General features: G+C 42.2%; 24 protein-coding genes and 2 tRNA genes. 6 read left to right on the top strand and 20 right to left on the bottom strand.

What is annotated here, in order from left to right:
- The first annotated feature begins 246 nt into the window (after window positions 1-246).
- Complete coding sequence (gene mrcB / locus C5N92_RS02280; RefSeq protein ID WP_111749264.1) at window positions 247-2646, top strand: penicillin-binding protein 1B; 2400 nt, start codon at window positions 247-249, stop codon at window positions 2644-2646.
- 50 nt (window positions 2647-2696) lie between these two features.
- On the opposite strand, the gene ygiD is transcribed toward mrcB, so the two are convergent.
- The gene (ygiD, locus tag C5N92_RS02285) at window positions 2697-3482 is read right to left on the bottom strand and encodes a 4,5-DOPA-extradiol-dioxygenase (RefSeq protein WP_111749265.1); all 786 of its coding nucleotides are present in this window, start codon (window positions 3480-3482) and stop codon (window positions 2697-2699) included.
- Between the two features lie 263 nt (window positions 3483-3745).
- On the opposite strand from ygiD, the gene gatZ reads away from it, so the two are divergent.
- Complete coding sequence (gene gatZ / locus C5N92_RS02290; protein WP_111749266.1) at window positions 3746-5008, top strand: tagatose-bisphosphate aldolase subunit GatZ; 1263 nt, start codon at window positions 3746-3748, stop codon at window positions 5006-5008.
- Between the two features lie 68 nt (window positions 5009-5076).
- On the opposite strand, the gene cgtA is transcribed toward gatZ, so the two are convergent.
- The 8 genes from cgtA to rsmD all read right to left on the bottom strand — a co-directional run bounded on the left by cgtA (window position 5077) and on the right by rsmD (window position 11927).
- Window positions 5077-6252, bottom strand: coding sequence for an Obg family GTPase CgtA (gene cgtA / locus C5N92_RS02295; protein WP_111749267.1), 1176 nt, complete (start codon window positions 6250-6252; stop codon window positions 5077-5079).
- A gap of 80 nt (window positions 6253-6332) precedes the next feature.
- Window positions 6333-7250 (bottom strand): DMT family transporter, encoded by a 918-nt coding sequence (locus C5N92_RS02300; RefSeq protein WP_111749268.1) that lies wholly within the window; start codon window positions 7248-7250, stop codon window positions 6333-6335.
- Window position 7251: 1 nt separating this feature from the next.
- On the bottom strand, window positions 7252-8184 hold the full coding sequence (locus C5N92_RS02305; RefSeq protein WP_111749269.1) for a DMT family transporter: 933 nt from the start codon (window positions 8182-8184) through the stop codon (window positions 7252-7254).
- A 66-nt stretch (window positions 8185-8250) separates the two neighbouring features.
- On the bottom strand, window positions 8251-8508 hold the full coding sequence (rpmA, locus tag C5N92_RS02310; RefSeq protein WP_111749270.1) for a 50S ribosomal protein L27: 258 nt from the start codon (window positions 8506-8508) through the stop codon (window positions 8251-8253).
- A 20-nt stretch (window positions 8509-8528) separates the two neighbouring features.
- The gene (gene rplU / locus C5N92_RS02315; RefSeq protein ID WP_005711422.1) at window positions 8529-8840 is read right to left on the bottom strand and encodes a 50S ribosomal protein L21; all 312 of its coding nucleotides are present in this window, start codon (window positions 8838-8840) and stop codon (window positions 8529-8531) included.
- A gap of 212 nt (window positions 8841-9052) precedes the next feature.
- Window positions 9053-10204: an N-acetylglucosamine-6-phosphate deacetylase gene (nagA, locus tag C5N92_RS02320; protein ID WP_111749271.1), complete on the bottom strand. Its 1152-nt coding sequence runs from the start codon at window positions 10202-10204 to the stop codon at window positions 9053-9055.
- A gap of 8 nt (window positions 10205-10212) precedes the next feature.
- Complete coding sequence (gene nagB / locus C5N92_RS02325; protein ID WP_111749272.1) at window positions 10213-11007, bottom strand: glucosamine-6-phosphate deaminase; 795 nt, start codon at window positions 11005-11007, stop codon at window positions 10213-10215.
- Window positions 11008-11336: 329 nt separating this feature from the next.
- Window positions 11337-11927: a 16S rRNA (guanine(966)-N(2))-methyltransferase RsmD gene (gene rsmD, locus C5N92_RS02330; protein WP_111749273.1), complete on the bottom strand. Its 591-nt coding sequence runs from the start codon at window positions 11925-11927 to the stop codon at window positions 11337-11339.
- A 251-nt stretch (window positions 11928-12178) separates the two neighbouring features.
- On the opposite strand from rsmD, the gene ftsY reads away from it, so the two are divergent.
- Genes ftsY through ftsX form a run of 3 tightly spaced genes read left to right on the top strand, consistent with a single transcriptional unit; the run spans window position 12179 to window position 15156 of the window.
- On the top strand, window positions 12179-13567 hold the full coding sequence (ftsY, locus tag C5N92_RS02335; protein WP_111749274.1) for a signal recognition particle-docking protein FtsY: 1389 nt from the start codon (window positions 12179-12181) through the stop codon (window positions 13565-13567).
- The gene (gene ftsE / locus C5N92_RS02340) at window positions 13567-14220 is read left to right on the top strand and encodes a cell division ATP-binding protein FtsE (RefSeq protein ID WP_111749275.1); all 654 of its coding nucleotides are present in this window, start codon (window positions 13567-13569) and stop codon (window positions 14218-14220) included. Before ftsY ends, ftsE begins: the two co-directional genes overlap by 1 nt.
- A 9-nt stretch (window positions 14221-14229) precedes the next feature.
- Window positions 14230-15156 carry a permease-like cell division protein FtsX gene (gene ftsX / locus C5N92_RS02345; protein ID WP_111749276.1) on the top strand — a complete coding sequence of 309 codons (927 nt, stop codon included), beginning with the start codon at window positions 14230-14232 and terminating at the stop codon, window positions 15154-15156.
- A gap of 37 nt (window positions 15157-15193) precedes the next feature.
- Here ftsX and corA read toward each other — a convergent pair whose 3' ends face one another.
- From corA to C5N92_RS02385, 8 genes are all read right to left on the bottom strand, one after another.
- Entirely contained in the window at window positions 15194-16159 is a 966-nt protein-coding gene (corA, locus tag C5N92_RS02350; protein WP_111749277.1) for a magnesium/cobalt transporter CorA, read from the bottom strand.
- Window positions 16160-16455: 296 nt separating this feature from the next.
- Window positions 16456-16542: transfer RNA gene (locus C5N92_RS02355), tRNA-Leu, on the bottom strand.
- Between the two features lie 17 nt (window positions 16543-16559).
- Window positions 16560-16635: transfer RNA gene (locus tag C5N92_RS02360), tRNA-Gly, on the bottom strand.
- 105 nt (window positions 16636-16740) lie between these two features.
- Window positions 16741-17058, bottom strand: a complete 318-nt coding sequence (locus tag C5N92_RS02365) for a DUF2322 family protein (protein ID WP_111749278.1) — start codon at window positions 17056-17058, stop codon at window positions 16741-16743.
- A gap of 10 nt (window positions 17059-17068) precedes the next feature.
- Entirely contained in the window at window positions 17069-17923 is an 855-nt protein-coding gene (gene ftsN / locus C5N92_RS02370) for a cell division protein FtsN (RefSeq protein ID WP_111749279.1), read from the bottom strand.
- Window positions 17924-17988: 65 nt separating this feature from the next.
- On the bottom strand, window positions 17989-18618 hold the full coding sequence (gene thiQ / locus C5N92_RS02375; RefSeq protein ID WP_111749280.1) for a thiamine ABC transporter ATP-binding protein: 630 nt from the start codon (window positions 18616-18618) through the stop codon (window positions 17989-17991).
- On the bottom strand, window positions 18615-20198 hold the full coding sequence (gene thiP / locus C5N92_RS02380; RefSeq protein ID WP_111749295.1) for a thiamine/thiamine pyrophosphate ABC transporter permease ThiP: 1584 nt from the start codon (window positions 20196-20198) through the stop codon (window positions 18615-18617). The genes thiQ and thiP overlap by 4 nt, the downstream gene beginning before the upstream one ends.
- Window positions 20199-20237: 39 nt before the next feature.
- Window positions 20238-20897, bottom strand: a complete 660-nt coding sequence (locus C5N92_RS02385) for an NAD(P)H-dependent oxidoreductase (protein WP_111749281.1) — start codon at window positions 20895-20897, stop codon at window positions 20238-20240.
- Between the two features lie 77 nt (window positions 20898-20974).
- On the opposite strand from C5N92_RS02385, the gene C5N92_RS02390 reads away from it, so the two are divergent.
- Window positions 20975-21268: a YfcZ/YiiS family protein gene (locus tag C5N92_RS02390; protein ID WP_111749282.1), complete on the top strand. Its 294-nt coding sequence runs from the start codon at window positions 20975-20977 to the stop codon at window positions 21266-21268.
- A 39-nt stretch (window positions 21269-21307) separates the two neighbouring features.
- Here the strand turns inward: C5N92_RS02390 and glnA are convergent, their stop codons facing one another.
- The 3 genes from glnA to mutL all read right to left on the bottom strand — a co-directional run bounded on the left by glnA (window position 21308) and on the right by mutL (window position 25684).
- A complete protein-coding gene (gene glnA / locus C5N92_RS02395) occupies window positions 21308-22735 on the bottom strand; it encodes a type I glutamate--ammonia ligase (RefSeq protein ID WP_111749283.1) in 1428 nt (475 codons plus the stop codon).
- Window positions 22736-22877: 142 nt separating this feature from the next.
- Complete coding sequence (cpdA, locus tag C5N92_RS02400; RefSeq protein ID WP_111749296.1) at window positions 22878-23705, bottom strand: 3',5'-cyclic-AMP phosphodiesterase; 828 nt, start codon at window positions 23703-23705, stop codon at window positions 22878-22880.
- A gap of 140 nt (window positions 23706-23845) precedes the next feature.
- Window positions 23846-25684, bottom strand: a complete 1839-nt coding sequence (gene mutL, locus C5N92_RS02405) for a DNA mismatch repair endonuclease MutL (RefSeq protein WP_111749284.1) — start codon at window positions 25682-25684, stop codon at window positions 23846-23848.
- Between the last annotated feature and the right edge of the window lie 81 nt (window positions 25685-25765).

Consider the following 25765-nt stretch of genomic DNA (forward strand, 5'->3'; position numbering starts at 1 on the left):
AAATAACTCCTTACTGTTATTTTCTTGTTTTTAGGGAACTCCAAAATAGGAGAGATAGCCATATCATTGACCTTAAATATCTTTGAGTCAAGGGCAAAAATAGGGATAAATCAAAAATACAATAAATATGTCGAGAAAACAGATTATTCTATGCAATAACCATGCATAATATTTAAAACGCCATGCCTTTTATGCAAAATTCTTGTAAAATCTCACCGCTTGTAAAAATTATTATGGTCACTCAGCATGTCGAACAATCGAGAAACGGCTCAAGATGAACAACAGCCGAAGAAAAAGCCTTATGTTATTCCAACCTGTTTAAAATTATCCTTACTCGGTGTTTGCTGTGTTGGGCTATATGGTATCTATTTAGATGGAAAAATCCGTTCTAAGATGGATGGCCAAGTTTGGCAGTTACCTGCAGAAGTTTATAGTCGTATTGAAAGTATTCGCCTTGATGATAATTTGACCCTTGAGCAAGTCAAAATTGCACTTTTAGATAACGGTTATCGGGAAGTCTCTTTGATTGCAACCCCTGGGGATTTTAAAATTGAAGGCGACTCGCTCGTATTATTACGTCGTGCGTTTTTATTCCCTGAAACCCCCGAAGCACAACGTGTGCTGAGATTGCGCTTTGTTAACGATAAATTGGCACGTATTGAAGATCTCGTGCAGTTTAAAGAAGTAGATGAATTTCGCTTAGATCCGAAATTAATCGCCATGCTACATTCGGATAATGATGAAGAGCGTCAAGCATTGCGTTTACAAGACTATCCACGTCTATTAATTGATGCATTATTACTCACTGAAGATAAACGTTTCTTCCAACATGATGGTATCAGCCCACTTGGGATTGCGCGTGCCTTTTTAACGAATTACCAAGCTGGTCGCACAGTCCAAGGGGGAAGTACCTTAACCCAACAGCTCGTTAAAAATCTTTTTTTAAGTAATGAGAAATCTTTTGTGCGTAAAGCCAATGAAGCGTTAATGTCGCTGATTTTGGATTTTCGTTACGATAAAAATCGTATTTTAGAAACCTATTTAAATGAAATCTATCTTGGTCAAAATGGAAGCTATCAAATACATGGCTTTGCGTTAGCTAGCCAGTTTTATTTCGGTCGTCCTGTCCAAGAAATTAGTTTAAATCAAATCGCATTACTTGTTGGCATGGTGAAAGGCCCGTCTTTGTACAATCCTTGGAAAAATCCAGAAGGTGCTTTAGAACGCAGAAATGTGGTGCTAAGGGTTTTACTTGAGCATAAGGTCATTAATGAAGAATTGTATGAATTACTGAGTAAACAACCGCTTGGAGTCAAAGAGAAAGGCCATATTTATCGCCAACAACCTGCCTTTATGCATGCGCTGAATTTAGATATTAAAAGTGAATTAGGGGAAAGTAAATCGGCATTGCTGTCCGGGGCTAAAATTTTTACTACTTTAGATCGTAAACAACAGCGCTCAGCCGAAATGGCGGTCATTAATGGTGTGGCAGAGCTTGAAAATAGTGATAAGAAAATTAAGGATCTGCAATCTGCTATCGTTGTCGCTGAATATAAAACAGGGAAAGTACGGGCGATTGTAGGTGGTGTACAAACGCAATATGCGGGCTTTAACCGTGCAATTCAAACAAAACGTCAGATAGGTTCATTAGTGAAGCCGTCGATTTACGCGATTGCTTTGTCTGATCCACAAAATTTCCGTTTAAATACACCAATAAAAAATCAACCTATTACGATTACGGTAAAAGGTAGCCAACCTTGGTCACCTCGAAATTATGATCGTAAATTTAGTGGCTCGGTAATGTTAATGGATGCATTAGTTCGCTCACTGAATATTCCAACGGTCAATATCGGCATGAAGATGGGATTAAAAAATGTGATTGCGAAGCAAAAAGAGATGGGCTGGGACAATGCAGAGATTCCACCTTATCCTGCAACATTATTAGGTTCTTATTCTATTTCTCCTTATGATGTGACGAAATCGTATCAAGTCATTGCAAATGCTGGCTTGAAAGCACCGCTTACTACCATTGAAGCCATCATTTCACCAAGTGGTGAAATGATTTATCAACCAGACTTAAACAAAACAGGCAAGCAAGTGTTGCCTGAAGAAGCATCAATTCAAACACTTTATGCAATGCAACAAGTTGTGGAACGTGGAACAGCAAGAAGTTTACAAACCGATTTTGCAAACCTTAAATTAGCAGGTAAAACGGGGACAACGAATAATGCCCGTGACACTTGGTTTGTTGGGATTGATGGTGAAAATGTCGCAACAGTATGGCTTGGAAAGGATAATAATGGCGATACCAATTTAACGGGTTCTAGTGGAGCCTTGCAGATTTATAAAGAATACCTAAAACGAGCAGAACCATCAGCCTTTAAATTACCGACATCCACGAATATTCAATGGGTGGGAATTAATAGTTACGGCTCGTGGGATTGTTCAAGCTCACGCCAAATCCCTGTGTGGAAAGACAAAGGACAACGTTATTGTACTGGTGGTGGCGCAGTGGTTGAATCGAAGCAAAGTGTTTGGGATGCTCTCTCTTTAAGTAAAGATAAATCCGCCACTCAGCCTATAAAAGCGGATGAAGCAGAAAACCCACAACAAGCGCCAATAGAAGAAGTTGCGCCAAGAGAGTAATGTCAAAAATGGAAAGAACCTAAAATTCTTTCCATTTTTCTTTTGTCAGACTAAGACTTAACCAAAACTGATGTCATACTAATCGACCCTGCCACTAATTTGTCGTTAAACAAGGTGATTTGATCTGCTTCATCACGCTGAGCCATCACATAAAGCAATGGTAAATAGTGGTCAGGCGTTGGCACAGAAAGCTCGGCGCTCTCGCCTAACTGCTCAAAATGGACTAAGGTATCGACATCATTTTCTGCAATCGCACCATTAATCGCATCTCTAAATTGATACGCCCAATCATAGCCTGCACCAATTTGATCCATATGCTCCCAACTGATCGCTCTTAAATTATGCACAATATCACCACTACCTAAAATCAGCACACCTTGCTCACGCAACGGGCGTAATTTTTTCGCTAACGCATAATGCCACTCGGCAGGTTTTGTACGGTCAAGGCTCAGTTGTACCACCGGGATATCAGCATCAGGGTAGAGATATTTCAATACTGCCCAAGCACCGTGATCAAAGCCTCGTGTTGCGTTTAGTTCGACTTTTTCAGGTTCAAGTAACTTCTGTAACGACTTCGCAAATTCAGGACTGCCTTTGGCAGGATAGACAATCTCACTTAGTTCGTCAGGAAAACCGTGAAAATCGTAAATCATCTCAGGATTCTCACCGCTTGATACCTGCAAACTTGAGCTATACCAATGGGCAGAAATACAGAGAATCAGTTTAGGTTTCTCAAAGGTTTTTGTGATCTGCTCAAAACCTTGGTTAAACACATTATTATCATCAAGGGCATTCATTGGGTTGCCGTGTCCGACAAATAGGGCTGGAAGTTTCATTTTGTTATCCTTTGTTTTCAATAAAAAGTATGTGTATTGTAGAGCTTTCTATTGCAAGAAGGTATTTAGCAAAAGTAAAAAGAGAATTTAGGTAAGATAAAGAGAGAGTTCATTGCACTATTTTGTGAGTCAGATCTCAATTTTCGTTTGCTTTTGTTTTAATTAAAAAATAATCTGTTAATCTTATATTTGAAAAGAAACGAAAGTTTCTTAATGATTTGTAAAGTGGTATTCCGTTTCAAATCCATAGATGAGGAAAATAGATGAAAACATTAGTCAAAAAACATAAAGAAGGTGAGGCTGTTGGGATCTGTTCTGTTTGTTCTGCACACCCTCTTGTGATTGAAGCTGCATTACGCTTTGATCTCCATTCGGATAAAAAAGTCTTAATTGAAGCAACGTCCAACCAAGTCAATCAATTTGGCGGCTACACAGGAATGACACCCGTTGATTTTAAACAGTTTGTTTATCAAATTGCCGAACAGGTTGGCTTTCCACAAGATCGTATTATTTTAGGCGGAGATCATTTAGGTCCAAACTGTTGGCAAAATGAAGATGCGACAACGGCAATGGAAAAAGCCAAAGTGCTAGTAGCGGATTACGCCAAGGCTGGTTTTACCAAGATCCATTTAGATGCGTCGATGTCTTGTGCCGATGATCCTGTGCCGTTACCGCCTAAAGTGGTGGCAGAACGTGCAGCGATATTGTGCCAAGCGATTGAAGAAGTGCTGACGGAAGAAGAAAAAGCCCAACTGAGCTATATTGTAGGCACGGAAGTGCCTGTGCCGGGTGGCGAAGCTCACGCAATTCAGTCGGTGGTGGTGACAACGGTAGAAAGTGCCAAAGAGACGATTGAGACACATCAAGTTGCCTTTGCTCAACGCGGTTTAGACGAAGGATTTAAACGAATTATTGGCATTGTGGTTCAGCCCGGGGTGGAATTTGACCATTCTAATGTGATTTTATATCAGCCTGAACAAGCCAAAGCCCTTTCCCAATTTATCGAATCGACCCCTTATATTTTTGAAGCCCACTCCACAGACTACCAACTTAGAGACTCTTACCGAGCATTAGTCCAAGACCATTTTGCGATTTTGAAAGTCGGGCCTGCATTGACTTTTGCCTTGCGTGAAGCCTTGTTTGCTCTTGCCAATATAGAGAAAGAATTGGTCTCTCCTGAAAAACGGAGCTACTTGTTAGAAGTGATCGACCAAGTGATGCAAGATGAGCCGAAGTATTGGCAAAAATACTATTCGCCACAACATTCTAAAGCGATGGTCGATTTGCATTTCAGCCTGTCCGACCGCATTCGCTACTATTGGCCGAATGAGCGAATTAATCACGCTGTAGAAAAATTGGCAGAAAATCTGTCTGATGTCTCCATTCCATTTGGTTTATTAAGCCAATACTTACCAGAGCAGTCAAAACGAGTTCTCGCCAACGAAATCGAAGCCACACCAAAAGCCTTGATTATTGATAAAATCCAAAGTGTACTAAGCGATTATGCTTATGGCTGTGGAAACTAGCTAAAAACAAGCGGTCGGATTGAGACAAAAATTTGCAAATTTCTTCTCCAATCCGACCGCTTGTAAACTTACGGCTTGTAGATAAACTCTACACCTTCATCATCTTCTTCTGTCCAACCGTCATCGTCCAAATCGTCCCAATCGTCTTCGGTGATCGGGTTTTGCATTGCTTGTTGGTGATAGTCGTCCCATTTAAATGCCACTTCTTCTTTGGCTTTTTCTTCTTGCTCAATGCGTGGGTTGGCTTCGATAAAGTCCATAATATCACGGGTGAGAGCCTGCACGTTTTGCCCTGTGGCAGCGGAAATCAAGTAATAATCGCCTTCCCAGCCGATCTCTTCCACAATTTCTTCCGCTCTGGCTCTCGCTTCTTCTTCGCCAATGGTGTCAATTTTGTTGAACACCAGCCATTGCGGTTTTTCCGCCAATTTTTCGCTGTATTGATATAACTCGCTTTCAATCACGGAAATGTTGTGGGCTGGGTCGCTTTCATCAATCGGCATAATGTCCACAAGGTGAATTAGCACTCGGCAACGCTCTAAATGTTTTAAGAAACGAATACCTAAGCCTGCCCCATCTGCTGCCCCTTCGATCAAACCCGGAATATCTGCCACCACAAAGCTACGATCCGCCCCAACTCGAGCCACGCCTAAACTTGGCACAAGGGTAGTAAACGGATAATCTGCCACTTTCGGTTTTGCCGCTGACACGGCACGAATAAAGGTCGATTTGCCTGCATTTGGCAAGCCAAGCATACCCACATCGGCAAGCAACATTAGCTCTAATTGTAAATCACGTTTTTCACCCGGTGTGCCGTTGGTTTTTTGGCGTGGGGCACGATTGACGGACGATTTGAAGCGGGTGTTACCCAATCCGTGATAACCGCCTTTTGCCACCAACATTTTCATTCCGTGTTTGGTTAAATCGCCGATCACTTCTTGGGTGTCGTGGTCAATGGCACGGGTTCCGACTGGCACTCGCAAGGTGATGTCACTACCACGATGCCCTGTACAGCCTGCACTGCGTCCGTTTTCGCCACGCCCTGCAGCAAAGCGTTTTTCAAAGCGGTAGTCGATCAGTGTGTTTAAGTTTTCATCGGCAATTAAATACACATCGCCACCATCACCGCCGTCTCCCCCGTCAGGGCCGCCTTTTGGAATAAATTTTTCACGGCGGAAGCTCACACAGCCGTTACCGCCATCACCTGCTTCGACACGGATCAAAGCTTCATCGATAAATTTCATATATTCTCCTGTAGGATGGGCATCTGGCCCACCTTTTTAGTATCAATTTTGAATGGTAGGCAAGATGCCCACCCTACACATCATTTTCTTTTAAATAACTTATGCCCAACCGCCGATAAAATCGTGCCGGACACCACAATTAATGCACCAATATAACTGAGTAAATTCATATCGGGGCTGGCAAAAGTATCAGGGAACAGCCAATGTCCGATACTTGAAAAAATCATAGTAAAAATCGGCAACAAAATGGTGACTACGCTCACTTTCGATGCGTCCCAATGGTTTAAGGCTTCGGCATAAGCACCATAGCCAATTAGGGTATTTAAGCAACAAAAGATAAAACAGCCAAGTAAGAAACCATCAAATTCGCCGATTTCCGTTGGGCTGGCAAAGGGGGCTAACAGTACCGCACAGCCGATATAGATGATCAATAAAATCTGCTGCGAACTGAATTTTGCCAGCATCAATTTTTGGGCGATGCCGTAAGCGACCCAAACAATCGCCGCTCCTGAGCCGACTAAGATCCCAAAGGCATAAGTGCCAAACTGGAAAATTTCCCCGAAGCGATCATTAAAAAAGGCGATCAACCCAATTACGAGTAAGCCCAAGCCGATCTTTTGGTGTAAGCCGAACTTCTCTTTGAAAATCACAATGCCACATAAAATCATCGTAAACGGAGCAAGTTGCCACAACACTTGGCTGGTGGTCGGCGAAATAAAATTTAAGCCGTAGCTAAATAAGAAAAAATTCAGCGATAAGCCTAGCACGCCAAGCCCGATTAGCCAAAGAAAACGTGGGGTGAAAGCGGTCGGTTTTGGCAATTTTTTTGTCAAGCCTAAAATCAGCAATAGCCCAATGCCTGCCACGACAAAGCGAATCCAAACTAGCGTTTGAGCGTTCATAATGCTCAACACTTTTTGGGCTGCGATTGGCAAGGCTCCCCACGTCATTGCCGCAAGCAAGGCGAGCGAAAAGCCGAGTAAAGGGCGTTGTTGCATATCAAATCCTTTTATGTGGTCGAGAAAACAGTTTATGCCCTGCCGCCGATAACATCGCACCGCACACTACCACAACCGCACCGAAATGGGTGATGTGGTTGAAATCAGGCTCGTTAAAATGTTCAGGGCTAAGATAAAACGCCAACTGAGAAAATAAAATGGTGCAAATCGGGATTAGTGGCATCATCACGCTCACTTTCGTCACTTCCCAACGATTTAACGCTTCCGCATAGCTTCCATAAGCAACCACCGTGTTCAAGCAGCAAAAAATCAAGCAGGCTAACACAAAGCCAGACAGGTTTTCTGTTTGCGAAAGATCCGCCAAAGGCGTAAACACTAAGCTACAACCACAATAGATAAACAGCAGAACTTGTTGCGAATTAAAGCGATCTAACATCATCTTTTGCGCAATGCTGTAACAGATCCAAATTAAACTCGCACTGACGGCACAGATCATTCCCCACGCATACTCATTCATTTGGGCGAGATCGTCAAAACGGTCGTTAAAAAACAGCACCAAGCCAATTAGGACAATCACAAAGCCGATTTTCTGATGTAAGCCGAAACTCTCTTTAAACAGATAAACGCCGATAAATGCCATAATCAAGGAAGAAAACGGGCTAATCACTTGACTTGCCGCAGGCGGAATATGGTTTAAGGCAAGGTTGAACAGATAAAAATTGCAAGATAAGCCAAACACACCCAACAGCAGTAAAGCGTAGTGGCGGCGGGTTAAAGCGGTCAGTTTCGGCAATTTTTTTGCAAAAAGCAAAATCACAAACAGCCCAGCCATCGCACTGATAAAACGAAACCAAACGATTGTTTCGGCGTTCATTACTTTCAGCACCTGTTGTAACGCTATCGGCAACATTCCCCACATCATTACTGCGGTCAATGCAAAGAAAAAGCCCAATAAAGGTTGTGATTTTGACATTATTTATCGCTTAATAAAAAACCCCGCTAAAAATTAGCGGGGCATTTTAATCATTTCTTTTGAAGATTATTCAGCAACGATGCTGACATATTTACGGCTTTTCTCGCCTTTTACTTCAAATTTTACTTTACCGTCTGCAGTTGCAAATAAAGTGTGGTCTTTACCCATACCTACATTTGTACCTGCGTGGAATTTTGTACCACGTTGACGAACGATGATGCTACCTGCTAATACAGATTCGCCACCGAAACGTTTAACACCAAGGCGTTTAGCTTCAGAGTCACGACCGTTACGAGTTGAACCACCAGCTTTTTTAGTTGCCATCTACTTGATCTCCTCTGAAATTATGCTTGAATCCCAGTGATTTTCACTTCTGTGAACCACTGACGATGACCTTGTTGTTTACGGCTGTGTTTACGACGACGGAATTTAACGATGCGAACTTTTTCGCCACGACCGTGTGCAACCACTTCTGCCACTACTTTACCGCCAGCAACAACTGGGGTACCGATTTTAACATCTTCACCATTAACGACCATTAACACTGAGTCGAACTCAACTTTTTCACCAGTTGCTACTTCAAGTTTTTCTAAACGAACAACTTGACCTTCGCTTACTCGGTGTTGTTTGCCGCCACTTTGGAAAACTGCGTACATATTTACTCCGCTAATTTGTGCCTATCGCTTTGCGTTTGGCACTCTCAAATTCATATAAAATAGGTGGACAATTCTACGCAAAAACTCAAATGAGAGCAAGCGAGAAATTGATAAAAATAAGAAATTATTCAAAAACAAATAAAAAAGACCGTTCAAAATGAGATCTTGAAACGATCTTTTATTAGTTCAAATTTGGTAGACAATCACTCAAATTATAATTGAGACCACTTCCAATGACCATTTACCGATGTGCCAATCACTTCAAACTGATTGTTAAATGCGGTTAAATTCGCGATCTTACCAGATTCAATTGATCCTAGAGTATCTTCAACGTGGATCGCTCGCGCTGGATAAAGGGTACACATACGGATCACTTCATCTAACGTCAGATCGGTGTTTTGCATCATATTACGAATAGATTCGATCATTGTAATTGCTGCGCCGCCAAGGCTACCGAACTCATCAACACATTTGCCATCTTTATACAGCACTTTTTTACCAACAAAGATAAAGTACTCCATATCTTTTGTGCCTGCTGGAGCAACAGCATCAGTAACAATCACTAACTTGTCGCCTTTAACTTTCTTCGCAATCCGAACATTACTCCAATCCACGTGCAAGCCGTCCACGATAATACCCGTGTAAATATCGCTGTCCAACACAGCCCCAACTACACCGCCATCACGCCCCGAGCTAATCGGCGACATCGCATTGTGTAGATGAGTTGCAAAGCCAATACCTTCTTGAATGCGCTGTTTGGCTTGAGCAAAGGTCGCATTTGAGTGTCCGATAGAGACAATAATTCCTGCATCCACAAATTTTTGAATATGATCTGCCGTTGGGTTTTCTGCTGCAAGGGTTAATTTTGTGATCACATCACCGTTTTTGCACAGAAAATCTAACATCTCTGGATTAATTTCACGGATATATTCAGGACGGTGAACGCCTTTTTTCGCCACGCTTAAATAAGGTCCTTCTAAATGTAAACCCAATGCCTGATTTTTATGCTTCGCCAAATAATCACGCATTACTTGCACTGCTTCTTTCATACCTTCATCTGAATCAGTAATAAACGTTGGCAAATAGCTTGTTGTACCTGATTTCAGGTTGGTTTCTTGCATAATTTCTAGGGTTTGAACGGTAGTTTCTTCATTAAACATCACACCGCCACAACCATTAAGCTGCAAATCAATAAAACCAGCAGAAAGGTTTGCCCCTTCTAAATCAATTTGAAAAAGATCTTCAGTTAAATCTTTTTGATGAACAATTTTCTCAATTTTTTCATTATTAATAATTACTGCGTGTTGATACAACACTTCACTACCTGTATAAATCACGCCATTCATTAAAGCATATCGACTCATTTTTCCTCCTAACGTGCTACATTTTGTTCTAGCTGTTTGAAATACTTCACTGTTTTCACTTTTAATTCCTGTGTGGCAGGTTCATCGCAAACCACTACAGCACGACGATGTAATTGTAACGCACTGATTGTCCAAAGATGATTTACTGGACCTTCGACACAAGCTTGCAATGCGAGAGCTTTATTGTATCCCGTCACCAAAACCAACACTTCTTCTGCGTCCATCAAGGTCCCAACTCCAACGGTCAAGGCAAATTTCGGCACTTTATTCACATCATTATCAAAGAAGCGAGAATTAGCGATCAAAGTATCTTCCGTTAAAGTCTTAATGCGTGTACGAGAACTCAAGGACGATGCTGGCTCATTAAACGCAATATGCCCATCAACCCCGACACCACCTATAAAGAGATGAATTTTGCCATAAGAACGGATTTTCGCCTCATAACGTTCACACTCCGCATCCACATCGTCCACCATACCATTTAGGATATTCACATTTTCAACAGGAATATCAATATGATTGAAGAAATTGTGGAACATAAAATAGTGGTAGCTCTCCTTATGTTCAGGCGGAAGCCCTACATATTCGTCCATATTGAAGGTCACCACATTTTTAAAACTCACTTCCCCCGCTTGATAGAGCTTGATCAACTCCTTGTAAGTTTGCAGTGGCGTCCCTCCCGTAGGTAAACCCAACACAAACGGCTTCTCCGCCGTTGGCCCAAACGCATTAATTTTATCCGCAATATAACGAGCAGCCCATTTGCTCACCTGTTCTGCGGTATCCAAAGGCACTAAACGCATAAATTCTCCTATAAAATTAAATCTGAAATAAAACTTCACTAATTATAATTATAAAGAATAATTTACTTCATTTGTGGAAAATCTATCTAAAATTTGAACAAGATCACAATTTAGGTTATGGTCTGTGGATAATTTATATTTTTGTTATTGCGTGGTCATTGTATCGCTCAGTATTCCATTCCCTTCCCCCGTTTACGGGGGAAGGTGCCGAAGGCGGAAGGGGGGAATACAAGCCATTACTTTTTGAAAACACACTTTTTCTGAACTTTTTAAAAGAAAAATTACATTTTTTCTGAAAATTTTTAGAGAAAAATTACACTTTTTCTAAATCACCCCACTCTCACCAACCTACTCACCACCTGCCCTGCGGTTTTTTCTTTGACGATCTGCCAATGTTTAGGCAAGTCTAACGGTGGGTGATTTTTTTCGGTTTCCACATAGATTAAAGCGTTCTCTGCTAACCAGCCGTTTTGTGCAAGATAAGCAAGCACTTGCGGAACAAAGCCTTGATGAAAAGGGGGATCGACAAACACGATGTCAAAAGGTTCTGCACTGTTTTGTTGGGCAAGAAACTGCAAGCTGTCGGTGTGGATCACCTTGCCGTTTTCCGTTTTTAAGCTCACTAGATTCTTTTTAAGCTGATTTGCAGCATCTGCAAATTTTTCAAGAAAAGTCACCGCTTGTGCTTGGCGAGATAGGGCTTCAATCCCAAGTGAGCCACTGCCTGCAAAGCAATCCAAACAACGAGAACCTGCAATATCCATCATCAACCAGTTAAACAGAGTTTCTTTGACCCGATCTGTTGTCGGGCGTAGCCCTTCGGCATTTAACACGGGCAATTTCCGCCCACGCCATAAACCTGCAATGACACGGACTTCGCCTGTGGGTCTGCTTTGTGTAGAATTTCGAGTTTTTTTCATACTAAACCGTAAAAATTTTGCTTAAAAATGATAGACTAATACACATCAGTTTCAGATTGCTGACAAATTTTAATTTGACGTGGCAAACATCGTAGGGTGGGTCTTGACCCACCAATAAAATCAAGACGTTATGATAAATGGTGGGTCAAGACCCACCCTACAAATGACTTTGTTAATAATCCGAAACCAATATGTATAAGTTTATTCCATTTTCGTCCAAAATGGATTTTTTAATTTTAAGAGAGTAAAAAATGGCAGAAGAAAATAAGAAGAAAGGTTTTTGGTCGTGGTTAGGCTTTGGTAAAAAGGAAGAAGCCACAGAGACGACTGAAGAAAAAGTTGAAGAAAATATCGAAGAGAAAGCGGAAGAACAAGTGGCTGAACCGACAGAACAAGCGGTCAGTTTTGAACAAGATTTTGCAAAAGATGAAGCTCCTGTCGAAGAACAGATTGAAGAGATCGAAAACGTTGTAGAAACACCTGCTGAAGTAGTGGAGCAAATTGTTGAGCCCGTTGAACAAATTGAAGAGATTGTAGAAACTGCCAATGAACAAAACGACGATTTGCAAATTTCTGAGCAAAACCTACCGCTTGTAGAAAATGAAACAGTGGAAGAACTTCAAGAAATAGAACAAGAACCTGAAGTCGTTGAAGAAGAAAACCATCTTGAAGACACTGTTCAAGCTGATGAATATCAAGAAAAACCTGCCAGTGAGGGCGGTTTTTTTAGCCGTTTAATCAAAGGCTTAATCAAAACCAAGCAAAGTATTGGCTCGGGGTTCCGTAATTTCTTTAGTGGCAAGAAGATTGATGATGAACTGTTTGAAGAGCTTGAAGAACAGTTGCTTGTGGCGGATTTGGGTATGCCAACCACCACCAAAATCATCAAAAACTTAACAGAACACGCTACCAAACAGCAGTTGCGTGATGCGGAATTGCTCTATCAACAGCTCAAAGTAGAACTGGCGGACGTGTTACGCCCTGTGGCTCAGCCGTTGGTTTTAACGGATAAAAAACCGTATGTGATATTAATGGTTGGCGTAAACGGCGTAGGAAAAACCACCACGATTGGTAAACTGGCTCGCAAGTTCCAAGTAGAAGGCAAATCAGTGATGTTGGCGGCTGGGGATACTTTCCGTGCGGCTGCGGTGGAGCAGTTGCAAGTGTGGGGCGAACGCAACCATATTCCTGTGGTGGCTCAAAGCACAGGGGCGGACTCGGCATCGGTGATTTTTGATGCAATGCAGTCGGCAGCAGCAAAAGGAATTGATGTGTTGATTGCCGATACCGCAGGGCGTTTGCAGAACAAAAATAATCTAATGGACGAGTTGAAAAAAATCGTGCGAGTGATGAAAAAATATGATGAAACTGCACCGCACGAAATTATGCTCACCCTTGACGCTGGTACGGGGCAAAATGCGATCAGTCAGGCGAAATTGTTTAATGAAGCGGTCGGTTTAACGGGGATTACTCTCACCAAATTGGACGGCACAGCGAAAGGCGGTGTGATCTTTGCCATTGCTGATCAATTTAACATTCCAATTCGATTTATTGGCGTAGGCGAAAAAATTGATGACTTGCGCCCATTCAATGCGGAAGAATTTATCGAAGCTTTATTTACTCACGAGGACGAGAAATAATGATCAAATTTACCAATGTGAGCAAAGCCTATAAGGGCGGCGGACGACCTGCTCTACAAGGCATTAGCTTTCATTTAGCTCAAGGCGAAATGAAATATATTACAGGGCATTCAGGGGCAGGAAAAACAACACTGCTCAAACTGATTATGGGGATTGAGCGTGCAAATGGTGGACAAGTCGTTTTTAATGGACACGACATCACTCGCCTTGCAGAGCATGAATTGCCGTTCTTACGTCGTCAAATTGGTATGGTTCACCAAAATTACAGCCTACTGAGCGATCGCTCTATTCTTGATAATGTTGCTTTACCATTAATTATTATGGGTGTGAACCAAACTGTCGCTGAACGTGAAGCAAGACTTGCCCTTGCGCGTGTTGGTTTGGAAAATAAAGTGAATTTCAGACCGCTTCACCTGTCAGGCGGTGAACAACAACGTGTTGATATTGCTAGAGCCATTGTGCATCGCCCACAGCTTCTTCTTGCAGATGAACCTACAGGAAATTTAGACGACAAACTCTCCTTTGAGATTTTCCGCTTGTTTGAAGAGTTTAACAAAGCAGGTACAACGGTGCTGATTGCCACTCACGACACAAATATTATTGCTCAACGCCCAAAACCTTGTTTGGTCTTGGAAGAAGGTCATTTAAAGTAAGGATCAATCATGCTTAACTCACTTAGTGCTCAAACTCGTTTTATTTTGCGTTCAGTATGGCAGGACTTACTTAAACGTAAATTTGGTACCTTCTTAACGGTGCTTGTTATCGCAGTTTCTCTCACGATTCCAACCGTCAGCTACTTACTTTGGAAGAATACAAGTCAAGCGGCGGCTGAATTTTATCCTGAGCCTGAACTCACGGTTTACTTGCATAAGAATCTTGCGGAACACGATGTAAATGCGGTCGTAGAACGCATTCGCCAATTTGATACCGATAAAATTGAATCGCTAAATTATATTTCCCGTCAACAAAGCTTAGATGAATTTCGTACTTGGTCTGGATTTGGTGAGGCATTAGATATTTTAGATGATAATCCTTTACCTGCTGTTGTCGTACTCAAACCTAAAAAAGAGTTTAGTACTCCAGATAATATGTTAGAACTACGTAATGGCTTACAAAATATCAAAGGTGTTCAAGAAGTTCGATTAGATAACGGTTGGATAGAAAAACTGACAGCACTAAGCCAACTTATTGCTCGAATTGCAGTGACTTGTACCGTTCTTATGTTAATTGCGGTCTTCCTTGTAATTGGCAATAGTGTGCGATCTGATGTCTCTAACAGTAAAGCTTCTATTGATATCATGCAATTATTAGGCGCCACGGACCACTTTATTTCAAGACCATTTCTCTATATCGGTATGATTTATGGTTTATTAGGAAGCTTACTTGCGATGCTCTTCAGTCTTATGACGATCAGCTATTTTACAGGCGTAGTTCGCTATGTATCTGATATGTTTACGGTAAAATTTGAACTACACGGTTTTGATATTAGTGAAGGGATTTTTATTATTGTTTTAAGCGTCTTTTTGGGCTGGCTTTCTGCCAAAATAGCCACGAATCGCTATATACAAAAGATAGGATCTCGATATTAAGAAAAAAAAGAGGAAGTTTGAAGACTTCCTCTTTTCTTTATAGCCAACCTTTTCTTTTAAAATAAATATAAGGTGTTGCAGCCGCACAAATCATCAATCCAATAGCCATTGGATAACCATATTTAAATCCGAGTTCTGGCATAAATTCAAAGTTCATTCCATAGGTCGATGCGACTAATGTTGCAGGTAAAAACATTACTGATACCACAGAGAAGAATTTCATAATACGGTTCTGTTCGATATTAATAAAACCCATTGCGGCTTGCATTAAGAAGTTAACTTTTTGGAATAAAGACTCATTGTGTGGTTGCAGAGATTCAATATCTCGCATAATATCACGAGCTTGCTCAAGCTGATTATTTGGTAAACGGGTCTTACGTAATAAAAAGCTTAATGCTCGCTGCGTATCCATCAAACAAAGGCGAACCTTCGAACTCGCATCTTCAAGCTCTGTTAATTCTGCTAATGCATCATCAAAATTATGCTCACCTTTATCCTCACCTTCATGAGTATTAAGTACAACTCGACTTAGTTTTTCTAAATCCGCATAAATATTTTCAATAACATCTGCAAGCTGCTCAATTTTCGTTTCAAAAAGATCAAGGAGAAGCTCATAAGCATTACCATCAATCAATTTTGCACGGCGAGAGCGCATACGATAGAGACGGAAAGCGGGTAGATCCCGTTCACGTAATGTAAATAAGCGTCCATCACGGATGGTAAAACCAACCGTCGCAATATCTGCATAATCCTCATCATCCAAACAGTAGAAAAAAGAGTGCAGATGTAAACCATCTTCATCTTCAAAAAAACGTGCTGAAGCTTCTAAATCTTCTAACTCATGTTCTTCTGCGAGTGTCTGATCTAAACGATGTTCTAGAACACTACGTTCTTCATCTGTTGGATCAACAAGGTCAATCCAAATAGCTTGATTTAATTGGTCTTGAATAGTTTCATCAACACTGATTAAGCGATCGTTATTTAACGAAAAAGCTCGGATCATTTCATACTCCTAACAAATGGTATGAGGCGATGAACAAAAAGGAACAAAATAAGATACTGAAAAGAATTACCGACACTCGTCGGCAAATAGAATTTGGACGAGAGAGGTTAAAAAACTGATAAGTATCGACTGTGACTGTCCAAAATGCGTATCCTCAAGTGAAAAAAACGGGCGAATGGTACAGATTAAAAAAAGAATCGTCAAGAAAAAGGAAGAATTTTTATGATCTAGCTTAGGAAATATAGGCAAAAGAAATAAAAAAAGCACCTTTAGGTGCTATCTTACTGATATTGAAATGGTGCCCGAGGCCAGACTTGAACTGGCACGCCCCGAAAGGCGAGGGATTTTAAATCCCTTGCGTCTACCGATTCCGCCACTCGGGCATAAACGCTATAAAAAATGGAGCGGGAAACGAGGCTCGAACTCGCGACCCCGACCTTGGCAAGGTCGTGCTCTACCAACTGAGCTATTCCCGCACTAAAACAGTGTCATACAGTGTTTCAATGAGGCGTATTCTAATAAATTTAGAGAATGTGTCAAATGAAAATCGCTAATTTATTTTCATACGCCTAAATTTCAGTCTATTTTTCAATAGGTTTTAATATAAATTCTAATTTTTGTTCAATAACATTCAAAAGAAGATCAATATTAGGATGTTTCCCTACATTTTGCTTTGCATCATCAACATGTTCAGCAAACCATGTAATTCCTTGTTCTGCAGAAACAGCATTCAACTGCTGATTAAATAATGTTGCTAACGCATAATAAAGTTTGAGCGAACCTAGTTTGCCCTCTACTGCAGGAATATGGTGGACAACTTCCCCTTGCACATTTAATACATCCAAGCCTGATAAATGATCAATACTCGGAAACGTGGCTAAATAATCTTTAAACTGCATTATATTCTCTCTACATTCCAATAATTAAACATTCCGCTACGCTACGTGCATTTGATTGGGCTGACGACGCTGCAGCTCTATCACCAACGGGACCGACAAAAACACGATTCCATTCACCGTTACTACTAATGCGCGCATTATACCCTGCCATGGCTAAACGAGCCTGCATATTTTCTGCTTGTGCTTTATTCTTAAATGCACCGCATTGTAAACCAAACTTACCAGCTGATTTTGGTGCTTCTGATGCAGGTTTTGCAGTTGCAACAATTTTAGCTGGTTCCTGCTTAACCGTAGATACTGTTGCTTGCTCTGCTTTTTTCGCAGCTTCTTGCTGTTTCTTCAATTCAGCTTGTTTACGTTTTTCTTCTGCTAATTTTTGCTCTTTAGCTTTCTTTTCTGCCAATTCTTCTGGCGTTAATGCCACAACTTGAGACTGGCTATCCACTGTTGGAGATGTTTCAACCTTAGTCGCTGTTTCACTATTACCAACAGCTAGTGACGTTGTACTGACATCTGTCTTCTGAGCTGCTTGTTGCTCTAAACGTAGCTGCTCTTCTTTTTGCTTTTGTATCGCCTTTTCTTGCTCTTTTGTTAATTGTGCAAGTTTCGAATTCTTATCAACAGGGACTTCCCGTGTTTCTAAATCTCGAATATAGCTATATACTTCTTCTGGTGGAGTTGGTAGGCTACTTTTCGGTTGCTGAGTTTGTACAGTTTGAGTAGGCAACGTAGTAGGGCTACTCTCTTTTAAAAACCATAAAGTTAATCCGCTTCCCATGAGTAATAAAACGATAATCGCTAAAATAAGTACTTTATTTCCGCTTTTCTTTGATCTAGAACGGGCGGCATAATCACGATTTGGCACAAAAACCTCGATTAAAATAAATGTTTAAAATAATCCCTAATCTTACTGAAAAAATAAGGTTTTGACTAGTAAATCAACACGCCTTGTCTCACTTCAACCACTCTATTACACCAATTTTTCACTTCGTCCACTTGATGTGTCACCATTAACAGCGTTAGCTGTTTTTGTTGGCACAACGACATTACTAACTGTTGTAGTTCTAAGCGTCTTTGGGGATCAAGGGCGGAGAAAGGTTCATCAAGTAGCAAAATCGGTCTATATCGGAGCAAGGTTCGGGCTAATGCCACTCGCTGTTTTTGTCCGCCGGACAGCTGATCTGCTCGGCGATTGAGCAGGGCGGCAATGCCCATTTGTTCGGCAATAGTTTGGATTTGGGCCGTTTGCGTTGGGGTGAAGCGTAGGCTTGAGACCAACCCCAAGCCGATATTTTGCTCCACAGTTAAATGGGGAAAAAGGTTGTTGTCTTGAAACAACATTGATACTGGGCGTTCAGCAGGCTCAGTGACAAAATGATTTTCGCCGTTCAGCCATATTTCGCCACGACTTGCCCGCTCAAAGCCTGCAATCAAATTGAGCAAAGTGCTTTTGCCTGCTCCGCTCTCGCCCACAATCGCAATGCGTTCGCCTTGTTTTACATTCAGCTCAAACCGCATTGGCATTTCAGGGTAATCAAATTCAACATTCACATTAATCATCGGCGGTTCTCTTTTTGTTCAATCCATAAAAACGGCAAAAACGTCAATAACATCAACATCAACGCTGTCACAGACGCATCTTCAGTGCGGTAACTGCCCAGCTGTTGATAAAGTAGATAAGGCAGGGTGCTAAAATCGGGATTACCGAAAAAGGCGATCACCGAAAAATTCCCCAAACTTGCCGACATCGACAGGGCAAAGGCATTGACAAGCAGTCGGATTAAGTAGTTTTTTTCCACAATCCACCAACGGCGTAGCCCCGTTAGCCCGAGACTACGAGCCAGTTTGTCGTGAGAAATCAACGCTTCCCACATCGCCGAAAAAAGCAAGCGATACACATAAGGCAGCAGCACCAAGCCATTACAAACGCCGACAAGCAGCATCAGTTGCCACGTTTTCAGCTCAACATTCATCAGCAACAAAAACAGCCCCACCGCCAGCATAAAAATCGGCAAAATCAGCGGATAGGTACTCAATCCAGCCAAAATGCTCTGTTTTATCTTCTGCTGACGATACGCCAGCTGGCGAGTTTCAAGGGCAATCAGATAAGCAAGGGCGATCACAAACAGAGAGGCAATTACGCTCAACAGCAACGAGTAACCGACCGCTTGCCAAAGCAAAGGCGAAGCCAACCGCTCACCTAACTGCGAGACGCTCAAGGCTGTCCAAATCAAGTTGGCTATCGGGATCAGAATGATAAAAATCGCCCCGAAAAGCACCGCTTGCAACAGCCATTTTTGCACGCCTTTCGGCATTGGTGTCCAAAGCTCAATGCTCACCGCCTTGCCTTTTGTCTGCTGAAAATTCAATCGAGAAACCCAATCCATTAGCAGTTGTAAGCCAATGCCCACTAAAATTTGCACCCCAATCAGCATTACCGCTTTGGCAAAATCAAACTCAAATGTCACCGCTTGATAAATCGCCACTTCCAACGTACTGTATTTCGGGCCGCCCCCCAACATCAACACAATTGGGAAGCTAGTAAAACAGAGCAAAAACACCGTTGCATAAGCGTAAGGCAGAATGCCTTTTAACATCGGCAGTTCAACAATGCGAAAATAGTGCCACGCCGACAGGTTTAGCTGGCTTGCCAGTTGATGTTTCTGGCTTGGGATCAGTTGCAACCCTTCAAGGCAATACTTAGCAACAAGGGGAATGTTCAAAAAAAGATGAGCTAAAACAATGCCTTGCAGACCATAAAGGGAAAAATCCCACGACAATCCGACCGCTTGCCAAAGCTGGCTGAACCAACCCGAATTGCCCCACACGCCGATCAAGGCAAAAATCACCACCAACGCAGGCAACGCCCACGCAAATGAAATCAGCTTGTAGAGCAAGGCTTTGCCCCGAAATTGCAGATAAAAAAAGCTCCGAGCCAACAGCAAACCAAACAGCAACGACAGTGTTGCCGAAGCAGTGGCTTGCACGCTACTTTGCGTTAAAATCTGCCACGTCTCCTGCCACGACCAAAAGGTTTCATCGGCACGATGTTCAAACAACGCCCACAAACTAAAGGCATACAGCCCCAACAAGCTAAGATAGCTTGCCCAAGCAGAAAATTTAGTGAGTTTTCGCAACACAAGCGGTGAGTTTAGGTTAAAAAACTGCAATTATCTCACTCACTCCACCACATCTTCCATTGCTTGACGGGTTTTCGCTTTCGGCTCAACGGCACGGTAGCCAAAGGCAGCCATTACGCTTAATTTGAACTGGCTCGGATCGTACAAACCTTGTTCCACAAACAGTTTATCCATTTTTTCCAGTGGGAAGCCTTCAATGGCGGTGCTATCAATGCCAATCATCGCTGAAGCCGTCAGCATATTTGCCAACGCAATATAACTTTGACGACAAGCCCAGTGATAAAACGCTATAGGATCTTGCGTTAAGCCAAAATCGTTTTCGCTGAAATTACGGTAGAAACCTTGACGCAGACGGCGTGGTTCATCAGGGATATGATGCACATCTCGCATAATATGTTGCACATAATCGCCGTCCGCAAGGAGCGTTTCAGGCTGACGTACAAGGATCACGACAAAATGGCTACAATCCATTACTTTATCTTTCGCCCCCCACGCATTATCACGGATCAGCTCACGAATAGCCGGGTTTTCAATCACCAAAAACCGCCATGGCTCAAAGCCAAAGGAACTCGGCGACAAGCGGGCAGTTTCTAAGATAAATTGAAAATCCGTCTCGCTGATTTTTTTTGTAGGATCGTACTGTTTGCAAGCGTGACGATAGTGAAAAGCGTCAAGGATAGCCTGTTTAGAAATGGACATAATTTGTTTCCTCTCAATGAATTGTTGGGCATATTATGATACGCTTTGCAATAATTTCAAAACATCAAGGAGTAAATATGTCAAAAACCTTTAGCGACCAAGCCGATTGCTGTGGCGGTATCTGCAAGCCAAGTAGCACATCAATGTTCGACAACGCCGACAGCACCATTGAATTTGCCCTCGTTTACCCAACCCAAGCAGACGCTGAACAAGGACTACAAGCCTTAACTGACAAGGCAAGAGCCGTTGAAAGCGATCCGTGCGAAATCACCAGTCAAATCAGCCAAACCGATGACGGCTTTTTACTGCAAGCCAAATTCCTGTTTAGCTGCCAAGCGGAAGCGGTGATTTTTCAGATGAAATTACGTTAAATAAAAATGGCTTAGAAATCACTTCTAAGCCATTGTGTATTATGCGTAATACATTTCAAATTCCACTGGATGTGGTGTCATGTTCAAACGCTCAACTTCTTTGCGTTTTATCGCAACGAATGCATCAATAAACTCTTTAGTAAATACGCCGCCTTGGGTTAAGAACTCATAATCTTTTTCAAGGCTATCAAGAGCTTCACCTAATGAACTTGCCACCGCTGGAATCTCTTTAAGCTCTTCTGGCGGTAAATCATAAAGGTTTTTATCCATTGCATCGCCTGGGTGGATTTTATTAATCACGCCGTCTAAGCCTGCCATTAACAAGGCTGCAAAGCAAAGATAAGGGTTCGCCATTGGATCTGGGAAACGGGCTTCCACACGGGTTGCTTTCGGGCTTGTTACCGCTGGAATACGAATAGATGCAGAACGGTTACTTGCTGAATAGGCTAATAACACAGGTGCTTCAAAACCTGGTACTAAACGTTTATAAGAGTTGGTACTTGGGTTAGTAAACGCATTTAATGCTTTAGCATGTTTGATAATACCGCCAATGTAGTAAAGCGCCGTTTCAGATAAACCTGCGTATTTATCGCCCATAAAGACGTTTTTGCCATCTTTGCTTAATGACATATTACAGTGCATACCTGAACCGTTGTCTCCTGCAAATGGCTTCGGCATAAAGCAAGCGGTTTTACCATGTTCAAGTGCGACGTTTTGTACCACATATTTATAAATTTGGGTTTCATCTGCTTTTAAGGTTAAGCTGTTAAAGCGGGTTGCAATTTCATTTTGACCTGCTGTTGCAACTTCATGATGGTGCGCTTCAATCACCAAACCCATTTCTTCTAAAATGAGACACATTTCAGAACGAATATCGTGGGCTGTATCGATTGGTGCAACGGCACAGTAACCACCTTTTTTGAGTGGACGATAAGCGTTATTACCATCTTCATATTTACGGTTGGTGTTCCATGCCGCTTCAATATCATCAATATGATAAGAAACGTTGTTCATTTCTGTGCTGAAACGAACATCATCAAATAAGAAAAATTCAGGCTCTGGACCAAACATCACATTGTCTGCAATACCTGTTGATTTCAAATAGTTTTCTGCACGAATCGCAATAGAACGTGGATCACGATCATAGCTTTGCATGGTATTTGGGTCGAAGATACTACAGCGGAGAGTAAGGGTTGGGATGCGGGCGAAAGGGTCAACGACGGCGGTTTCAGGAATTGGCATTAATAACATATCAGCTTTATTAATCGCTCGCCAACCTTCAACGGAAGAACCATCGAACATTTTACCTTCTTCAAAAAGGTCTTCGAGATCGTCTGCAACAAGAGAAACAGGCAGTGATACACCGTGTTCTTTACCTTTGATATCGGTAAATTTTAAGAGAACAAATTTAATATCATTATCACGGATAAGCTTTGCGACATTCGCAATCGCATTGGTATTTGACATAGTGAAAATCCTTGAGTGAGAAATGGGCTAGTTTCGCAACGGATTTTGCGAAAGAAAGAAGATACTAAATTTGTGGAAGTATAAAAATAGCAAACGATTTAATTTACATAAATTTGCGAAACTGTTTAAATTCCAGACAAAACTAGTAGCCTAGCGATTTAAAATCAGGTAAAAAATCATTACAATCTAACCGCTTGACTCTTGTATCAATAGAGCCATCTAAATTTAAACAGAGTTCACGCCACCCTTGTGGCAAAATATCAAGCGTAAAATTATGACAATTTGGTTTAAATTGAATACACGTTGATGGTGTCGCTAATACTCGGCAACCTTGCCATAACTTATCCATTTCTTGGTGAATATGACCATGTAAAATCGCTTTCGCTTTTGGATAATGTTTCAGAACTTCAGCTAATTGGTTTGCATTAGACAAACTATGTTGATCGAGCCATGCTGAATTTGTTGGCAAAATATTATGATGTAAGACAATCAAACTATAACGCTCTGGGTGAGCATCTAGTTTCATTCTAAGAAAATCTAACTGTGATGAACTTAATTCCCCACGAGGAAGACCTTCAATATGACTATCCAATAAAATAATCTGCCAAAAGTCCCCTGCTAAAATATGTTTTGCTGGCTGTATTTGAGAGTAGAGTGCTAAAGCATTGCCCATCTGAGGCTGAAGATCATGATTACCTTCTACCCAAAAGATTGGTTTTTCTAAAGGTTTCACCATTTTTGCAAAACGATGATACGCCTCTCGATTATGATCTTGAACGAGATCACCTGTGGCAAGAATAAAATCATAATCGAAAGGATCCTTTTTAATTGCATCCAATACCGCTTGAAAACTTTTTGTCGTATTTACCCCTAATAGCTCCATCTCATCCGACGCGAATAAATGCGGATCTGTGATCTGCAAAATACGGACTATTGGGGTATTTAGGGGAAATGTGTAACTATCATCCATAATATCAAACACTCTCATAAAATTTTTCAGATGCTCGCTACTCTACCGATTTCCCACACCTTGTCACCAAGTAAAATAAAAAAATGCGGGGTGTCCCACATTTTTCACAAAAATTTACGTTTAATTGATGATTTTTAAGCTCATTTCAGGTATGGCTCGAAATCAATTACAACTTTTAATTCAGCTAATAAATTCTTTCCTTTCGACATCTGCTCCACGTCCGCCAAAAGTGCCACCGCTTCACTTAGGCTGCAAGCGGTTGGGTAGGTTGCATTTTTTGCAAAAAACTCGGCACAATCGACTGCTTGTTGATTAAGCAGAGCAAACAGCAACTGTTGCAAATTTTGCTCTCGTAAGCAACTTGGGACTTTCTGAATAGTTAAGCGAGTTTGCCCTTGCCACTGTTTTGTTTGAATATCAAAGCCTAGCTCGAACAATGCGGTCTGCACCTTGTGCCAGTGAGCCGTTTGAGCGTCATCTAGGGTCAAACTTAGGGGGATCAACAAGCCTTGATTTTCGCCTTTGTTCAATTCGGCGTGCAACTTGCATTGTGCTAATTTAGTAAGGGAAAGTAGGTAAAACTCATCCCCCTGTTTCATCAACAACGCTTGCTGTTTCACCACCGCTAAGGCTTGGGCGTATTGCGTTGTCGGTTCAGGGACGGGCGTAAGCGGTGCGATTTGTACGCTATTTTGCATATTTTCCGTTGGAATAGACCGCTTGTCTGCAGACTCGGTGCGTAGTGGCGTTGTTGGGGTTGCCAACAGCTCGCCATACCACTTCTGTTCGCTTTTCGTTGCCCCTGTTGAACGTGGGTAACTTGGGCGTTCCCACGATGTGTTTTGGCGTGGCTCGGCGTAGCGTTGAGCAAAAATGTTTTGCCCTGATGCCATTCGGTTAGTGTCGGCAACGTAGCTCGGCACGGCTTCGCCCACATCATCGCTCACCAACGCTAGACTTTTCTGCCCTTCCAGTGCGTTTAGCACCCCTTGATAGATAAAATCGTGTACCAGTCTGCCCTGATGAAAACGGACTTCGTGTTTCGCAGGGTGAACATTGACATCAACGTGGCTCGGATCGAGATCCAAAAACAGCACAAAGGCAGGGTAATGCTCTTTCGGTAGGCGTTCGCCGTAGGCTTGGCGAATGGCGTGGTTGATCGTTTTATCTCGCATCATTCGCCCATTGACATAGCTGTAACAAAGGTCGTTCTGTACCCGAGCTAAACTCGGCGAACCAACCCAGCCGTGAATGTGCAGATCATCGTGTTGCCAATCGATATGCACCGACTGCTGAATAAATTCCTCACCGCAAATACTTGCCACCCGCTTTTGCTGTTGTTCCACATTTTGAGCCGAAACCGCTTTGTAGTGGCGGATTTTTTTCTCGTTATGGGTGAGCGTAAAGGAAACGGTCGGCTTCGCCAACGCAATTCGCCGAACTACTTCATCAATGTGAGCAAATTCGGTCTTGTCGGTTCGCAAAAATTTACGGCGGGCAGGGGTGTTAAAAAACAGGTTCGCCACTTCAATCGTTGTACCGACAGGGTGAGATGCAGGCTTGATTTCCACCGCCATTTCACGACCCTGAGCATAGGCTTGCCACGCTTCTGTTTGATATTCAGGGCGAGACGTGAGCGTTAGGCGAGAGACCGAGCTGATACTTGCCAACGCTTCGCCCCGAAAGCCCAAACTCAAAATGCTCTCGAGATCTTCAAGGGTCGCAATTTTGCTGGTGGCGTGGCGAGCCAGTGCCAACGCCAAATCCTGCTTGCCTATCCCACAGCCGTTATCTCGAATACGGATCAACTGCGATCCACCTTTTTCAATATCGATCTGAATTTGGGTTGCCCCAGCGTCTAAGCTGTTTTCCACCAGCTCTTTCACCACAGATGCAGGACGTTCCACCACTTCGCCTGCGGCAATTTGGTTGGCAAGCTGTGGGGGCAGGATTTGGATTAGGGGCTTAACTTGGCTCATTGTATTGACTCGTTAAATGTTGAATAGCCTTACTTTAGCACATTTCATTGCCTAAAAAAATTTCAAGCTGTGCTACAATCG

Origin of the sequence: Glaesserella australis (assembly GCF_003260095.1) — a bacterium.
In the GTDB taxonomy this organism is placed as follows: Bacteria; Pseudomonadota; Gammaproteobacteria; order Enterobacterales; family Pasteurellaceae; genus Glaesserella; species Glaesserella australis.

Excerpts from the sequence above, each read along its gene's own strand:
- mutL (WP_111749284.1), bottom strand. The coding sequence starts at position 25,684 with ATGAGCCAAGTTAAGCCCCTAATCCAAATCCTGCCCCCACAGCTTGCC.
- ygiD (WP_111749265.1), bottom strand. The coding sequence starts at position 3,482 with ATGAAACTTCCAGCCCTATTTGTCGGACACGGCAACCCAATGAATGCC.
- C5N92_RS02365 (WP_111749278.1), bottom strand. The coding sequence starts at position 17,058 with ATGCAGTTTAAAGATTATTTAGCCACGTTTCCGAGTATTGATCATTTA.
- thiQ (WP_111749280.1), bottom strand. The coding sequence starts at position 18,618 with ATGATTAATGTGAATGTTGAATTTGATTACCCTGAAATGCCAATGCGG.
- C5N92_RS02300 (WP_111749268.1), bottom strand. The coding sequence starts at position 7,250 with ATGCAACAACGCCCTTTACTCGGCTTTTCGCTCGCCTTGCTTGCGGCA.
- rplU (WP_005711422.1), bottom strand. The coding sequence starts at position 8,840 with ATGTACGCAGTTTTCCAAAGTGGCGGCAAACAACACCGAGTAAGCGAA.
- C5N92_RS02305 (WP_111749269.1), bottom strand. The coding sequence starts at position 8,184 with ATGTCAAAATCACAACCTTTATTGGGCTTTTTCTTTGCATTGACCGCA.
- mrcB (WP_111749264.1), top strand. The coding sequence starts at position 247 with ATGTCGAACAATCGAGAAACGGCTCAAGATGAACAACAGCCGAAGAAA.
- nagA (WP_111749271.1), bottom strand. The coding sequence starts at position 10,204 with ATGAGTCGATATGCTTTAATGAATGGCGTGATTTATACAGGTAGTGAA.
- C5N92_RS02390 (WP_111749282.1), top strand. The coding sequence starts at position 20,975 with ATGTCAAAAACCTTTAGCGACCAAGCCGATTGCTGTGGCGGTATCTGC.
- ftsE (WP_111749275.1), top strand. The coding sequence starts at position 13,567 with ATGATCAAATTTACCAATGTGAGCAAAGCCTATAAGGGCGGCGGACGA.
- ftsY (WP_111749274.1), top strand. The coding sequence starts at position 12,179 with ATGGCAGAAGAAAATAAGAAGAAAGGTTTTTGGTCGTGGTTAGGCTTT.
- ftsX (WP_111749276.1), top strand. The coding sequence starts at position 14,230 with ATGCTTAACTCACTTAGTGCTCAAACTCGTTTTATTTTGCGTTCAGTA.
- rsmD (WP_111749273.1), bottom strand. The coding sequence starts at position 11,927 with ATGAAAAAAACTCGAAATTCTACACAAAGCAGACCCACAGGCGAAGTC.
- rpmA (WP_111749270.1), bottom strand. The coding sequence starts at position 8,508 with ATGGCAACTAAAAAAGCTGGTGGTTCAACTCGTAACGGTCGTGACTCT.
- corA (WP_111749277.1), bottom strand. The coding sequence starts at position 16,159 with ATGATCCGAGCTTTTTCGTTAAATAACGATCGCTTAATCAGTGTTGAT.
- glnA (WP_111749283.1), bottom strand. The coding sequence starts at position 22,735 with ATGTCAAATACCAATGCGATTGCGAATGTCGCAAAGCTTATCCGTGAT.
- gatZ (WP_111749266.1), top strand. The coding sequence starts at position 3,746 with ATGAAAACATTAGTCAAAAAACATAAAGAAGGTGAGGCTGTTGGGATC.
- nagB (WP_111749272.1), bottom strand. The coding sequence starts at position 11,007 with ATGCGTTTAGTGCCTTTGGATACCGCAGAACAGGTGAGCAAATGGGCT.
- cgtA (WP_111749267.1), bottom strand. The coding sequence starts at position 6,252 with ATGAAATTTATCGATGAAGCTTTGATCCGTGTCGAAGCAGGTGATGGC.
- C5N92_RS02385 (WP_111749281.1), bottom strand. The coding sequence starts at position 20,897 with ATGTCCATTTCTAAACAGGCTATCCTTGACGCTTTTCACTATCGTCAC.
- cpdA (WP_111749296.1), bottom strand. The coding sequence starts at position 23,705 with ATGGATGATAGTTACACATTTCCCCTAAATACCCCAATAGTCCGTATT.